At 73.1% G+C, this 13,883-nt stretch carries 11 protein-coding genes; 2 read left to right on the top strand and 9 right to left on the bottom strand.

What is annotated here, in order from left to right; translation table 11 throughout:
- From M8542_RS41575 to M8542_RS41560, 4 genes are all read right to left on the bottom strand, one after another.
- Positions 1 to 1,777: hypothetical protein (locus tag M8542_RS41575; RefSeq protein ID WP_257925885.1), on the bottom strand; the 1,777-nt coding region annotated here is incomplete at its 3' end.
- An 8-nt stretch (positions 1,778 to 1,785) separates the two neighbouring features.
- A complete protein-coding gene (locus tag M8542_RS41570) occupies positions 1,786 to 2,253 on the bottom strand; it encodes a hypothetical protein (protein WP_257925884.1) in 468 nt (155 codons plus the stop codon).
- A 20-nt stretch (positions 2,254 to 2,273) separates the two neighbouring features.
- Positions 2,274 to 3,116, bottom strand: coding sequence for an ESX secretion-associated protein EspG (locus M8542_RS41565; protein WP_257925883.1), 843 nt, complete (start codon positions 3,114 to 3,116; stop codon positions 2,274 to 2,276).
- A 171-nt stretch (positions 3,117 to 3,287) separates the two neighbouring features.
- Positions 3,288 to 4,211 carry a ketopantoate reductase family protein gene (locus tag M8542_RS41560; RefSeq protein WP_257925882.1) on the bottom strand — a complete coding sequence of 308 codons (924 nt, stop codon included), beginning with the start codon at positions 4,209 to 4,211 and terminating at the stop codon, positions 3,288 to 3,290.
- A gap of 113 nt (positions 4,212 to 4,324) precedes the next feature.
- On the opposite strand from M8542_RS41560, the gene M8542_RS41555 reads away from it, so the two are divergent.
- Positions 4,325 to 5,251: a hypothetical protein gene (locus M8542_RS41555; RefSeq protein WP_257925881.1), complete on the top strand. Its 927-nt coding sequence runs from the start codon at positions 4,325 to 4,327 to the stop codon at positions 5,249 to 5,251.
- Here the strand turns inward: M8542_RS41555 and M8542_RS41550 are convergent.
- The 5 genes from M8542_RS41550 to M8542_RS41530 all read right to left on the bottom strand — a co-directional run bounded on the left by M8542_RS41550 (position 5,208) and on the right by M8542_RS41530 (position 10,564).
- Positions 5,208 to 5,930, bottom strand: a complete 723-nt coding sequence (locus M8542_RS41550; protein WP_257925880.1) for a flavin reductase family protein — start codon at positions 5,928 to 5,930, stop codon at positions 5,208 to 5,210. The two genes, M8542_RS41555 and M8542_RS41550, sit on opposite strands and share 44 nt — an antisense overlap.
- Positions 5,931 to 6,234: 304 nt before the next feature.
- Positions 6,235 to 7,047, bottom strand: a complete 813-nt coding sequence (locus M8542_RS41545; RefSeq protein ID WP_257925879.1) for an FAD binding domain-containing protein — start codon at positions 7,045 to 7,047, stop codon at positions 6,235 to 6,237.
- A complete protein-coding gene (locus M8542_RS41540; RefSeq protein WP_257925878.1) occupies positions 7,044 to 7,514 on the bottom strand; it encodes a (2Fe-2S)-binding protein in 471 nt (156 codons plus the stop codon). The genes M8542_RS41545 and M8542_RS41540 overlap by 4 nt, the downstream gene beginning before the upstream one ends.
- The gene (locus tag M8542_RS41535) at positions 7,511 to 9,766 is read right to left on the bottom strand and encodes a xanthine dehydrogenase family protein molybdopterin-binding subunit (protein ID WP_257925877.1); all 2,256 of its coding nucleotides are present in this window, start codon (positions 9,764 to 9,766) and stop codon (positions 7,511 to 7,513) included. Before M8542_RS41535 ends, M8542_RS41540 begins: the two co-directional genes overlap by 4 nt.
- A 45-nt stretch (positions 9,767 to 9,811) precedes the next feature.
- On the bottom strand, positions 9,812 to 10,564 hold the full coding sequence (locus M8542_RS41530) for a sulfite exporter TauE/SafE family protein (protein ID WP_257925876.1): 753 nt from the start codon (positions 10,562 to 10,564) through the stop codon (positions 9,812 to 9,814).
- Between the two features lie 267 nt (positions 10,565 to 10,831).
- Between M8542_RS41530 and M8542_RS41525 the strand changes: the two genes are divergently transcribed.
- Positions 10,832 to 13,840 (top strand): discoidin domain-containing protein, encoded by a 3,009-nt coding sequence (locus tag M8542_RS41525; RefSeq protein WP_257925875.1) that lies wholly within the window; start codon positions 10,832 to 10,834, stop codon positions 13,838 to 13,840.
- The last annotated feature ends 43 nt before the right edge of the window (positions 13,841 to 13,883 follow it).

Raw genomic sequence — 13,883 nt, 5'->3', positions numbered from 1 at the left:
CCATGCCCGCGCTCCGCGCGGCCGCCGCCTCGGCTTCCGCGGCCGCGCCGGACGCCGCGCCACCGCTGAGGTTGCCGACGCCACGGGCGCCCGCGCCACCGGCTCCACCACCGCCGACGCCGCCACCGCCGATGCCGCCGAGGGAACCGCCGCCGGCTCCCCCGCCGCCGATCCCGCCCAGCCGGCTGGCGATGCTTTCGCCGTTGATCCCGCCGCCGCGGCCGATGGTCGGCATCTTGACCCCGCCGGGGCCGGTGCCGCCGCCGGGGATGCCGCTGGTGGGCAGGCCGGTGATCGGGTCGATGCCCGGCGGGGTGAAGCCGGGGATCGGGCTGCCGCCGCGCGGGCCGCCGCCGCTGGAGATGTCCGGGATGTTCGGGATGGACGGCGGTGTGTAGCTGCCGGTCCCGCCTGGGCCGCCGCTGGTCGGGATACCCGAGGGCGAGAAGCCGGACGTCGTCGTCGAGTCGTCGATGTGCGGCATCGACGAGCCGGGGATGCCGGAGCCGGTGAAGCTGCCGCCACCGGGGCCGCCACCGGGGACGTCGAAGTTCGGCGGGGTGTAGCCCGCGCTGCCCGGGCCACCGGTGGACGCCGCCGGGATGCCCGCGCCGGAGAAGCCGGAGCCGCCCGAGCCACCGCCCGGGATGCCGGCGCCCGAACCGCCGCCGGGGATGCCGCTGCCGGAGAACCCGGAACCTTCGCCGCCGCTGCCCGGGATCCCCGAGCCGCCACCGCCCGGGATGCCCGCGCCGCCGGCGCCACCGGCACCGGCGCCACCCGCACCGTCGAGTCCGGCGGCGTCGAAGCCGGCCTGGTTCGGGTCCATCCGGTCCATCGCCGTGCGCGCCATGAGCGGCTCGGCGCCACCCGCACCGGCGCCACCCGTGGGGGCCATGCCCGCGTGCTGTGCCGTCGCGCTCGGCAGCTTCGGCGGAGCCGGGAACCGCGGCGTGGCGACCGCGCCGCCGATGGTCTCGTCGTACTGCGTCATGATCTGCGCGGCGTGGTCCCGCGCGGCCGTCTGCGCCCGGTAGGTCTGCATCGCCTCGCCGGCCGCGGCGGCGTACTGCACCGGGTCGGTCATCGCCATCAGCTTCTGGTTGGTCGCCTGCAGGTCGAACTGCACCGGCGGGTTGGCGACCATCTGCCGCTGGGTCTCGTTGAGCGCCTGGGAGTGGATCTCCTGCTGGCGCCCGGCGAGCGTCGCGCCCTGCGCGGTGGCGCCGAGCCACTTGCCGACGCCGGCGAGGTGCTCGCGGACGGCATCACCGGCGTCGCCCTGCCAGTTGCTGGTGCTCGCGTTGATCGCGTCGCCCAGGGTCTTCTGGTGGGTGCCCAGGTCGTTGCCGACGCTCACCCACTCCTCCGACGTCTCCGCGACGGTCGCCGGGTTGGCGTCCTGCGTGATGGCGTCGTTCATCTGCTCATGGCTCGCGTTGGCCCACAGCGTCTTCGGGGCGCCGCCGTTCTCACGCATCGTGAGACCCTCGTCGAGGCCGTGCTTGGCGTTGTCGAGGTGCTGCTGGTACAGCTCCTGGATCTTCTTGTCGCGCAGCACGGGGTCGACGGCCGGGCCGAGCCAGCCGGCCCGGATCTCGTCGTCGATCTGCTGGGTGGCCATCTCGCGGATCTCGTCACCCGAGGGGATGTTGTCCGTCTTCAGCGGCCCGACGTAGTACTTCGACGACGAATCGGCGGTCACGTCGTAGAGCGGACTGTGCTTGTCGTAGTCCGGCGACGACGGGTCCGAGACGGACTCGGCGGTGGGTGCCACGGTCTCCCTCAGCTCTGGTCGGCGGTCGGGAGCGACGTCAGCGTCGTGCGCGTGGTCTCTTCCCGGGACTTGTAGTTCTTCTTGGCCAGCTTGATGGCCTCGATGTAGGTCGGGAACTCCTGCCGCGCGGCCTGCAGCTGCGTGACCAGCCCGTTTTCGTCGGCGGCGGTGCTGACCATGTGCGCGGAGACCCACTGACCGGTCGCGGTCCGGCTCATCGCCGGGGCGTCGTGCAGCCGCTGCAGGTTGGCCCAGCGCTGCTCGAGGGACTCGAGGACACCCTCGAGGGCCTCGATCAGCTGGTTGCCCGTCGTGTCGTCGATGGCGAAGCCGCCGGTCTGCGCGAGCCGCTTCAGCTGGGCGCCGGCGAGCCCGACGCGGACCGCGGCCATCGCCTTCTGGGCGGGTTCGGTCGCGGTCTGCATCTGCGCCGTCGCCTGGAGAGCCTGGGCCACCGCCGCGGTCTCTTCCGTCATCAGGACTCTTCCCTTTCCGGTCAGTACACCGCGGCGATGGCGTCGCGGATCGCGCGGGCGAGGTCGGCGCGCCCGGCCGGCACGTATTCAGCGGTCAGGTCACCGGCGTCACCGGTCGTGGTGTGCACGAGGTAGCGGCCGTCGGCGGTGTCGAGCCAGCTCAGCGGCTCACCCGCGAGCCGCTCGCCGCGCCGGCTCTGCGCGGTGACGGCGATGTGGCCGCCACCCAGCCGCGGTTCGGCGAGCACGCGCTCCAGCACGGCGACGTCGGAGGGCTTCGGCGCCGGCGGGCGTCGCCCGGGCCGCACGACGGCCTTGACCTCGATCATGCCGAAGGCGTCGGTCTCTTCTTCGTCGAACTCCGCGTCCGCGATGCGCTTCGCGGTCATCGCCGAGACCTCACGGCCGGCGGCGCGGCGGACGACGTGCTTGCCGGTGGTCGCGGCCGGCGCCGGCGGCAGCACCCCGGTGACGACCTCGACGAGGTCCTCGTCCGCGAACAGCGAGAACAGCAGCTCGTCGGTGTCCGGGGCCTGGGTGATGCCGAGCGCCTGGGCGCCGTCGGTGACCACGAGCACGGCGACGTCGGCGCCGAGGCCGTCGATCCCGCTCACCGCGACCGAGACCCGCGGCTGCGCCAGCAGCTCGAACGCCGTCCGCACCCCCGGGTGCAGTTCGCCCGACACCGAAAGCCGTCGCTCCTCGAGCGCGTCGTACACCTGGCGCGCGACCCGGACGAACCGCACCGGGTCGGCCGGGAGGTTCCCGGCGCGCAACGGGTACCGCCGGACGTCACCGCCGGTCGCCCGGCCCACGACGAGCGCTTCGACGACCTCGAGGACGAACTCGAACCTGTCCGCCATTTCCCCTCGCTGCTCAATTACTTGTGCCACCACGGAAGCCGTCAAACCCTCAAGCAACTTTCCTGCCGAAGGTTAGCAGTGCGCGATCACCCGGCGTCGGCGCCGCCACCCGGGTGCCCGAAAGACCATTGTTCCCGGCCTGTGCGGGCAAAGGGGCCCTCCGTGACCAGCTCACCCGATGCGGTGCTGGTGCACGCTCAGCTGAAGGGTGACGAGATCCAGCAGTGGCACGGCAATGCCCAGCTCACGGGCACGCGCGGTGAGATCGCCGAAGATCTGCTCTCCCTCGACCGGGTGGCCGCCGAGCAGGTCGCGGTAGAGCGAAGATCCACCCGTCCCGGGATCGGTCACGGTGCGGCGGGTCGCTTCGAGGTCCGCGGCCGGCACCGGGTACCCGGCGGCCTCGGCGACAGCGGCCGCTTCGGCCACGACGGCTTCGGCGAACGCGACACCACCGGGCACGGCGACGACGTCCCCGATCGTCGCGCGCATCAGGCTGTTGACCGCGCCGATCGCCGCGATGAACACCCATTTCGCCCACATGGCCTCGGTGATGGCCTTGTCGGCGGTGGCCGGGAAGCCGGCGCCGTCGAGCGCGGCTTCGACGGCGGCCAGACGTTCGGGCGCCGGGTCGACGCGCGCGCCGAAAGCCAGGCTCTGCAGCGGGCCGAGCCGCCGGATGGCGCCGTCGTCGTCGATCGTGGTCTGCACCTTGGCGACCCCGCCGAGCACCGCGGCCTTGCCGAACCGCGCGTCGAGTTTGTCGAGGTGCGCGAGCCCGTTGAGGAACGGGAGGATCAGCGTGCCGGGCCCGACAGCGGGGGCGAAATCGTCGATGGCCGAGGCCAGGCCGGTCGCCTTGACGGCGAGCAGCACGAGGTCGTAGGTCTCGCGCAGCGCCCCGGTTTCGACCAGCGGCGGCTCGAGCACGGTGTCCTCCCCCAGCCCGGCGATCCGCAGGCCGCGTTCCCGCAGCAGCGCCGCCCGCCGGGGCCGGACGAGGAAGGTGACGTCCCGGCCCGCCTGCAGCAGCCGTCCACCGAAGTACCCACCGGTCGCGCCGGCGCCCACCACGAGAATCCGCAAGTCGCTCACGCCGCGACGCTACGCCTCCGCGGTGGCCGTCCCAGTCCGCGGACCACAGCGTCCGCACAGCAACCCACAGCGAAACGACAGGTCGATCCGGGTCCGCCCGACGTTGGACGGGTATGCGAAGACGGATCCGATGGACCCTGGCGGGCGCGACGCTGGCGGCGGTGGCCCTGACGGCCGGGGTGCTGGTCGCGGTCGGCGGGCGGAGTGCCACTCCCGTCGTCGCTTCGGCCCCCTCGGCCCCTCCGTCGCCGGAGGACACGGCGGTCAGCCCGGTCGCGTCGACGTCCGCGGTGCCGTACCCGGATTTGTCCTCGGTCGCCTCGGACGTCGCCGCGGCGGTGACGGCCGCTTCGCGCGGCACGAGTGTCGGATTCGTCCTGTACGACCGGGAATCCGGCAAGGAGCTGGCCTCGCTCGACGCCGGCCGCCAGTACTACACGGCGTCGGTGGTGAAGCTGCTGATCGCGATCGACGAGGTCCACGACGACACCACGGGCGCGTGGGCGCTCCCCGACGCCGACGCGGTGGCGGATCTGACGGACATGCTGGAGGGCAGCGACGACGCGATCGCGTCGGAGCTCTGGGAACGCAACGGCGGCAACGCGATCGTGACGCGCACGGCGGCCCTGATCGGCTTGACGCAGACGATCCCGCCGGCGGACCCGACCCAGTGGGGGATGGCGAAGACCACCGCGGCGGACGTCGTCACGACCTACCAGTACCTGCTGGACACGGTCCCGGACGAGGTGTCGGCGCCCCTGCTGGCCGCGCTGGGAAACGCCCGAAACCCGGCAGACGACGGCTGGGACCAGTACTTCGGCATCCCCGACGGCCTGCCGGGCCGAACGTTCCAGATCAAGCAGGGGTGGATGATCCTGCGCAACGCCCTGGTGCTCAACACGACCGGGGTCGTCGGCGGGCGCTACGTCGTGGTGTTGCTGACGCAGCAACCGCTGGTGAGCTCGGCCGCGGGCCGGGCCGCGGTGACGGCGGGGATCACGACGCTCGCTCCCCTGCTGACCCGGCTGGACGCGGCGTGACACCACGGGCGCGGTCGATGTCCGGGCCCCGGTAGAGCCGCTCGGGGATGCGGGCCAGCGTCGAGGGGTGGACCTGCGGACCGAGGCCGTAGAGCTTCTGGAAGCTCATGATGAGCGGCCGCCAGCGGTCGGGGTCGATGTGGTCGTCGCTCCCCTCCGCGAGGATGTCGTCGTGCACGAAGACCCGCTGCACGCGCACCTCGACGGCGACGATCCCGCCGCGCTGCGCCTCGTCCTCGTCGGCGACCGGGTGCACCGCCTCGACCACCGCTTCCATGGCCACCGGGCACTCGGCGACCCGAGGCGGCGCGACCGTCTCCGAAGCCACCGGCGTCAGCCCGGCCCGTTCGAACTTCGGCGCGACGTGGAAGTACCCGCGCTTGGCCTTGCCCGGCGGCACCGGATCGGACCCGGTGGTCAGCGCCAGCCGGTCGACGGCCGGCGCGAGGGCGTCCGAAGGCAGGTTGAGCACGCACTCCCGGGTCCGCAGCAGGTTCTGCGTCGTCTTCGACCGGGCGCCCAGCCCGAGCATCGCGCGCCAGCCCAGCCAGAACGCCGAGGACATCGGGGCCAGGTTGGCCGTGCCGTCCTCGTTGGCGCTGGAGATGAGCACCACCGGGGTGCCGAAGTAGAGGATGCCGGGCTCGATGGCCGCGTGCGCAAGGGTTTCCGTCTTCACAAGGTTCAGCTTGCCGTCCACACCGGACGCTCGCTGGCGGGAATCGGCCGTCGCGGTCCGGGGCGGCACGTGCCGCCCCGGACCGCGCTCGTCACGACCGGGCGGTCGTCAACGCCCGCCGGGTGAGGACCCTCGTCAGGTGGCGGGGAAACTCGACCATCGCAGCCCGAAACGCCACGCAACGCCCCGAACCACGCGTCACGACCAAGCGATCATCGCCCACCGAACGAGAACCCTCACCGACCGACGACGAAACCCGCCCATCGCAGGCCGAAACGGCACGCGCCGCCCCGGACCGCGCTCGTCACGACCGGGCGGTCGTCAACGCCCGCCGGGTGAGGACCCTCGCCAGGTGGCGGCGGTACTCCGCCGTCGCGTGCGGCTCGTCCGGCGGGTTCGTGCCCTCCGCCGCCAGCTCCGCTGCCGAAGCGATCGACGCCCCCGACGCCAGGGCCTCCTCCGTCGCCGTCGCCCGCAGGGGCACGCCGCCCATGTTCACCAGGCCGACGCGGTCGCCCGCGACCGCCACCCCGACCATCGCCCAGTCGAGCGCGCGGCGGGTGAACTTCTCGAACCCCCAGCCCTGCCCGGCCTGCGACGGCAGGCGGATCTCCGTCAGCAGCTCGGCCGGCTCCAACGGCGTCGTGAACGGGCCCAGGAAGAACTCCCGCGCCGGGATGCGCCGCTGTCCCGCCGGCCCGCGGGCGACCAGCACCGCGTCCGACGCCAGCACCGCCGCGGGCAGGTCCGCCGCCGAGTCCGCGTGCACCAGCGAGCCGCCGATCGTGCCGCGGTGGCGGACCTGCCGGTCGCCCACCTCGCCGGACACGTGCGCCAGCAGGGGCGCGTGCTCGAGCAGCACCGGGTCGCGCACCAGGTCGCTGTACCGGGTCAGCGCGCCGATCACGACGTCTTCGCCGTCGAGGCGGACGTAGCGGAGCTCGTCGACCGGGCCGATGTCCACCAGGTACTCCGGCGCGGCCAGCCGCAGCTTCATCAGCGGCAGCAGGGAATGCCCACCGGCGAGCACCTTCGCTTCGTCGCCGAGCGCGGCCAGCCGGGCCAGCGCCTCGTCCACTGTGGACACGCGTTCGTAGCGGAACTCGGCGGGGATCACCGGTCCACCTCCTGCCCGGACGCGTCGATCACGGCGCTCACGATGTTGTGGTAACCCGTGCAGCGGCAGAGGTTGCCCTCGAGCCCGGTCCGCACCTCGTCGCGGGTCGGCTTCGGGTGGTCCGCCAGCAGCGACACCGACGCCATGATCATGCCCGGCGTGCAGAACCCGCACTGCAGGCCGTGCTGCTCCCGGAACGCCCGCTGCACCGGGTGCAGCTCACCGTCCGAAGAGGACAGACCTTCGACGGTGGTGACGGCGTGGCCGTCGGCCTGCGCGGCCAGCACGGTGCACGACTTGACCGACTCCCCGTCGAGCAGCACCGTGCAGGCGCCGCAGGACGTCGTGTCGCAGCCGATGTTCGTGCCGGTCAGCCCGGCGGTGTCGCGCAGGAAGTGCACCAGCAGCGTCCGGTCCGGCACCTCCTCGGCCACCGGCCGCCCGTTGACCTCGATCGAGACCTTCACTGCGCGTTTCCCTTCGAAAGTGCGGCCCAGACCCGGATCGGGGTCGTGGGCATGTCCAGGTGGTGCACGCCGCGCGCGCTGAGCGCGTCGACCACGGCGTTGTGCACCGCCGGCGTGGAGCCGATCGTCGCCGCCTCGCCGATCCCCTTGACCCCCAGCAGGTTCCGGTCGGTCGGGGTGGCCATGTCGACCAGCTCGAAGTCCGGCAGCTCGGCGGCGGTGACGAACGAGTAGTCCGCCAGCGTCGCGGTGGTCGGGTTGCCGTCTTCGTCGTAGGTGACGACCTCCATCAGCGCCTGCGCGGCGCCCTGGCCGAGCCCGCCGTGGCGCTGCCCGCGGAAGGTCAGCGGGTTGACGATCGGGCCGGCGTCGTCCACGGCGACGATCCGCCGCAGCTGCACCTTGCCGGTCTCGGTGTCGACCTCGACCACGGCGAGGTGCGCGCCGAACGGGAACGTCGGCTTGCCGCCGCCGAACCAGACGTCGGCGGTGAGCTTGCCCTCGCCCGCGGTGCCGGCGACCTGCGCCCAGCTGAGCACGGTGCTCGACGGCGCGCCGCGGACCTGCCAGACACCGCGCTCGGCGTCCAGTTCGAGGTCCTCGGGCGCGGCCTCGAGCAGTTCGGCGGCCAGCTCGCGTGCCTTCGCGATGACCTCGTCGGCGGCCTGCCGGATCGCCGAGCCGCCCAGCTGCAGCGACCGGGAGCCGAACGTGCCGACCGCCTTCGGCACCTCGTCGGTGTCGCCGTGCTTCACGGTGATCTTGTCCAGCGGCACGCCGAGCTGGTCGGACAGGAGCATCGCCAGGGACGTCCCGAGGCCCTGGCCGTGCGGCGAGCTACCGGTCCAGGCGACGACCGAGCCGTCGGGGTGGATGTCGACGCGGCCGCTCTCGCCACCGGCGTCGCCGCCGGTGATCTCGACGTACGCCGCGATCCCGAGGCCGAGCTCGACCGGTTCGCCCGCTTCCCGCCGCCGCTGCTGCTCGGCGCGCAGCTCGGCGTACCCGGCGGCTTCGAGTGCCTTGTCGAGGGCGGCCGCGTACTCGCCGGTGTCGTAGGACGCGCCGGTCGGCGTCCGGTACGGGAACTCCTCGGGCCGGATGAAGTTGACCCGGCGCACCTCGGCGGGGTCCATCCCGATCGCGGCGGCGAAGATGTCCATCCCGCGTTCGAGCGCGGCGGTCGCCTCCGGGCGGCCCGCGCCGCGGTAGGCCGCGATCGGCGTCGTGTTCGTGACGACCGCGCGGCTGCGCGTCTGGACCTTCGGGAACCGGTAGACGCCGACGGCCATCAGCTCGGTCAGCGTCGGCAGGAACAACGTCCGCGGGTACGCGCCGGCGTCCTGGATGACGTCCAGGCGGTAGGCGAGGACGGTGCCGTCGCGCTTCCCGCCGATCGTCACGGCGTTCTGCTGAGCGCGGCCGTGGGTCATCGACGTGAGGTTCTCGCTGCGCGTCTCGATCCAGCGGACCGGGCGGCCGATCTCCCTGGCGGCCCAGCCCAGCACGGTCGCTTCGGGGTCCGCGCCGATCTTCGCGCCGAAGCCGCCGCCGACGTCGGGGGCGATGACGCGCACCTTCTCCTCGTCGAGGCCGAGGCTCGCGGCCACCTGCGTCCGGGCGATCTGGGCGTTCTGGGTGGACAGCCAGACCGTCAGCCGGCCGTCTTCACCCCACGCGCACGACCCACCGCGCACCTCCAGCGGCGCCGGGGCGACGCGCTGGTTGACGATGGTCTGCGAGATGACGACCTCGCAGTCGTCGAAGATCGTGTCGTCGAACTCCGGCATGCCGTTGACCTGCATGAGGTTGCTGCCGGTCGCCGGGTACAGCAGCGACTCGTCCGTCAGCGCCGCGTCGATGCTCGCGACCGCGTCGAGCGGGTCGTAGTCGATGTCGACCAGCTCGGCGGCGTCGGCCAGCTGGTAGCGCTCCTCGGTGAGGACCAGCGCGACGGGTTCGCCGACGTAGCGCACCACACCGTCGGCCAGCCACGGCTCCTTCACCGGTCCCGCGTCGTGCGGGGCGAGCCCGAGGTCGGCGGCGGTGAACACGCCGAGCACCCCCGGCGCCGCCTTCGCTTCGGTCACATCGATGTTCTCGATCCGCGCGTGCGCCACCGGACTGCGCACGAACACCGCGTGTGCGGCGCCGGAAAGCGCTTCCTCCCGCAGATCGTCCACGTAGGTGCCGCCGGCGGTGATCAGGTTCTGATCCTCCTGGCGGACCACCCGGGTCCCGACAATGCTCATCTGGTCTCCTGCTCGCCGATACCCCGCCGATCATGCCCTGTCGTTTCAGGAGAACGCCAGCACCACCGCGAGTGTCAAGCCGGCGATGCCGATCCCGATCCGCAGCGGCGTCGCGGGCAGGCGCCGCACGAGGATCGAGCCGAGCCACGACCCGGCGAGCGAGCCGAGGCAGACGGCGAGCGCGGCCGGCCAGACGACCTTGCCGGTGACGGCGAAGACGATCGCGGCGAGCAGGTTGGCCGAGCCGGTGACCAGGTTCTTCGCCGCGTTCGTCCGGGCGAGCGGCTGGCTCCAGACCGAGACGAGCAGCGCGAGCATGAGCACCCCGGCGGCAGCGCCGAAGTAGCCACCGTAGATGCCGATGAAGAAGGCGGCGACGGCGGTCGCCGGGCTGAGGCCGTGGTGCTCGGCGCCTTCGGCCAGCCGGCGCAGCCGCGGCCCCGCCATGAGCACGATCGACGCGGCGCCGATCAGCCACGGGACGACCGCGGTGAAGGCGTCCGACGGGGTCAGCAGGAGCACGAGCCCGCCACAGGCGCCGCCGACGGTGGTGATGAGGCAGAGCGGGACGATCTTCCGCCGCTGCCCGGCGAGCTCGGGCCGCGCCCCGGCGGCGGCCCCGGCGGTGGTCCCGAGCATGGCGACGGTGTTGGTGACGTTGGCGGTCACGGGCGGCAGCCCGGCGGCGAGCAGCGCCGGGTAGGAGACGAGCGACGCGAGCCCGGCGGTGGCGCCGGTCAGCCCGGCGCCGACTCCGGCGAGGACGAGCAGGAGGAGGATGCCGGGGTCGGTGATCACGTTGTCATCTCAACACGCGGCAGCCGGTGGGCCGCGGTGAGATTGCTCCCACCGGCCGCCACCCACTCGCCCACGTAGTGAATGCCTCATTCACTACCCGAGGCACCGCTCGCCGCGGTGGCGACCAAGGCGACGGGTATAGGTCGTTATACGAATTACCCCGGTCTTGTCCGAAACCGGACGGGATTCGCCGCCGGCCTTGCCCCGGTCCGGGCCGCCGTCCCAGAATCCGCGCTGACAAGGTTGTCATCGAGCGGAGACCGGACCATGGGTGAGTTCAACCGGCGGAAGGCCCTCGTGGGCGCGGGCGGCGTCGCGGCTCTCCTCGCCTCGGGATTGCGGCCGGGCATCGCGCGGGCGGCACCGCCCGGCCCGCCCGATCCCGTCGCCGCCACTTACCTGCGGGTTCTCCTGCGGCACACCCGGTGGGCCGAGCAGCAGTTCGACACGACCGCCGGCATCTACCCCGCCAAGGACTTCACCTTCGCCGTCGTCCTCGGGAACGCCCTCCTCCTGACCCGCCCCGGCTACGACGCCGCCATCGCCGGCGTCAGCCAGCAGACCCTCAAGGCCCACACCCTCGCCACCATCAAGCACTTCGCCGCGTCGAACCTGCTGACCGGCGGCACCGAGTGGGGCCGAAGGCTGTTCTTCGACACCACCTTCCAGTCCTACTTCCTGCTCGCCGCGCGTCTCCTGTGGACAGACCTCGACGACACCACGAAACAGAACGTCGAGCGCATCACCACCGGCCAAGCCGCCTACACCACCGCCCTCGGCACGAACGACGACCCGGCGTCGGGCAGCTGGACGCCCAACCACCTCCTCGGCGGCTTCCAAGGCGACACCAAGCTCGAGGAGATGGGCGTCTACGCCCAGTCGCTCGCGCCGGCCCTCGCGTGGGCGCCCCAGGACCCCAGTGCGAACGACTGGCGGGCCGCCTTCGGCGCCTGGAGCCGCAACGAGACCGGGCTGCCGGCCGCCGACCTGGCCAACCCGCGGGTCGTCGACGGCGTCCCCATCGCCGCGAACACCGCCAGCAACCTCTACGACACCTTCCTCGTCGAAAACCACGGCTCCTTCGGCCCGCACTACCAGGAAGAGCTCTGGCGCACCTCCGGCCGGAACGCCATGCACTTCCTCGCCGCCGGCGTCCCGCTGCCCGAAGTCCTCACCGCCCAGCCGAACGGCGAGCTGCTCTGGCGGACGATGCTCCTGATGACCAGCGACGCCGGCGAGCCGCTGATGCCGATGGTCGCCGACCGCGAGCACCTCTACGGCCGCGACGTCATCCCGCTCGCCTTCCGCGCGCAGGTCCTCGGCGACCGTCACGCCGCACGCGCCGAGGCCGACCTCGCCGCGCGGCTCGAGCCCTACCAGGCCTACGCCCCCGCCGACCGGATCACGAAGTTCTCCGGTGAGCCGAAGTACGAGCCCGAGGCACGCGCCGAGCTCGCCATCAGCTACCTGCTGCACGAGTGGCGAGCCACCCGCCCGGTCACCCCGGTGACCAAGGAGGAGTTCGACGCCCACGCCGCCGGGGCCGCCGACTTCGGCGCCGAGCCGGGCCTGCTCGCCCACCGCTCCCCCGCCGCCTGGGCCGCGACCGTCACCAAGCCCGGCTTCGTGAAGTTCGCCTGGCAGCCGCACCACGACGACTGGCTCTTCGTCCTCGGCGGCGCGAACCCGATGCTGCTCCCGGCCACGAACATCGCCGTCCGGGAACGCCACGCCACCACCTACACGAAGGTCCGCGACGGCTTCGACGGCACAGTCGCCGTTCTCCGCTTCGCCACCGGATACGCGGCCTTCGCCACCCTTCCGACCGGCGCCGCCGTGTACGCCAGCACCGGCGTCGCCGAAAGCGAAGGCGTCCTGAACGTCTACAACCTCGTCATGCCGGGCGTCCCGGGTCTCGACGGCGACCGGGCCTACACCGCCGCCGAAGGCACGGTCACGATCAAGGCGCAGGCCGCCCCGGCCGGCGCCCGGACCGACGACCTCACGTTCGCCCCGGTCACCGCCCGGCACGTCCGGATGCTCGGCGTCCAGCCGGACCCGCAGTACGGCTATTCGCTGTGGGCCTTCGAAGTCCGCGACGGCGACGGCCCGGACCTCGCGCGGGCCGGCACGGCGTCGGCGTCTTCGGTGAGCCCGGGCAAGGAGGCGAAGTACGCCAACGACGGCAACGGAACCACGCGCTGGGCGGTGTCCACATCGGACCGGCCGCGGGCCGACAGCTGGCTCGCGATCGACTTCGGCGCCGCGGCGACGTTCGACCGGGTCACGCTGAGCTGGGAGGCGGCCGCCGGGCGCAAGTACCGCGTCGAAACCTCCGCCGACGGCGTCACCTGGACGCCCGCGGTGACCTACCCGGTGCCCGCGCTCACCAGCACGAAGGGCCGGCTGGACATCGACGGCCGCGCCGGGATCACCGTCGCGGGCCCGAACCCGCTCACCGTCACCGGCGACCGCGTCACGCTCTCCGACGGCCCGCCCGCGCCCTTCGTCGCCGAGCTGCGCCCCGGCCCCGGCCGGCCGAGCGGGCGGGTCACCTCCGGCGCCGCCGGAGTCGAAGCCACCGTCACCGACGGGTTCCTCGTGCTGCTCAACCTCTCCGGCGCCGCGGTGCGCGGCACGGTGGCCCTCCCGGGCGAAGCCCGGCTCTACCGCGGTGAGCAGACCGTCACGAGGACCGGCACCGAGTTGTCCTACGCGCTGGCGGCGGCGGAAGGCCGCGTCGAACCCCCGCGGTTCACCGTGCGCGGCCCGGCCGGGCTGAAAGCGGTCGTCCGCGACGCGAGCCGGGTCGATCTCACCGCGCCGGCCGGGTTCCTCCCCGTCCTCGTCACGGTGACCCCGGCCGGCGGCCGGGCGCGGACCGTGGTGCTGCCGCCGCGGCACACCGTGCCGGTCGTGTTCGGTGACCTCCGGCCCTACCCGCTGGCCGACCGCGCGCTCGGGCGGACCACCTTCCCGGCGGATCCCCTGCCGCCCGGGATGTCGAGCCCCGCGGCCGCCGTCGACGACGACCCCGCGACCGCGTGGCGGCCGGGCCCGGACGGCCGGATGGTCGTCGATCTCGGGTCCGTGACCGCGGTTTCCGCGGTGGAACTGGCCTGGAGCCACGGACGTCGTCCCGAGACGAGCGTCGAGACCAGTGTCGACGGCGTCACCTACCGGACGGCGGACACCGGCCCGGCCCGGTACGTGGCGGTCCGGACGCGCTGGCGGACCGGCGACGCGAGCCTCACCCGGTTGTCCGTGCGGACTTGATCGATCTCGCACCACTCGCCGCGGGGCCGAGGGCGAGTACCTT

Origin of the sequence: Amycolatopsis iheyensis (assembly GCF_024703995.1) — a bacterium.
In the GTDB taxonomy this organism is placed as follows: domain Bacteria; phylum Actinomycetota; class Actinomycetes; order Mycobacteriales; family Pseudonocardiaceae; genus Amycolatopsis; species Amycolatopsis iheyensis.
Note: the sequence above shows the minus strand (reverse complement) of the source record. Positions and strands in the feature narration are given on the sequence as shown.

Excerpts from the sequence above, each read along its gene's own strand:
- M8542_RS41525 (WP_257925875.1), top strand. The coding sequence starts at position 10,832 with ATGGGTGAGTTCAACCGGCGGAAGGCCCTCGTGGGCGCGGGCGGCGTC.
- M8542_RS41535 (WP_257925877.1), bottom strand. The coding sequence starts at position 9,766 with ATGAGCATTGTCGGGACCCGGGTGGTCCGCCAGGAGGATCAGAACCTG.
- M8542_RS41565 (WP_257925883.1), bottom strand. The coding sequence starts at position 3,116 with ATGGCGGACAGGTTCGAGTTCGTCCTCGAGGTCGTCGAAGCGCTCGTC.
- M8542_RS41570 (WP_257925884.1), bottom strand. The coding sequence starts at position 2,253 with ATGACGGAAGAGACCGCGGCGGTGGCCCAGGCTCTCCAGGCGACGGCG.
- M8542_RS41555 (WP_257925881.1), top strand. The coding sequence starts at position 4,325 with ATGCGAAGACGGATCCGATGGACCCTGGCGGGCGCGACGCTGGCGGCG.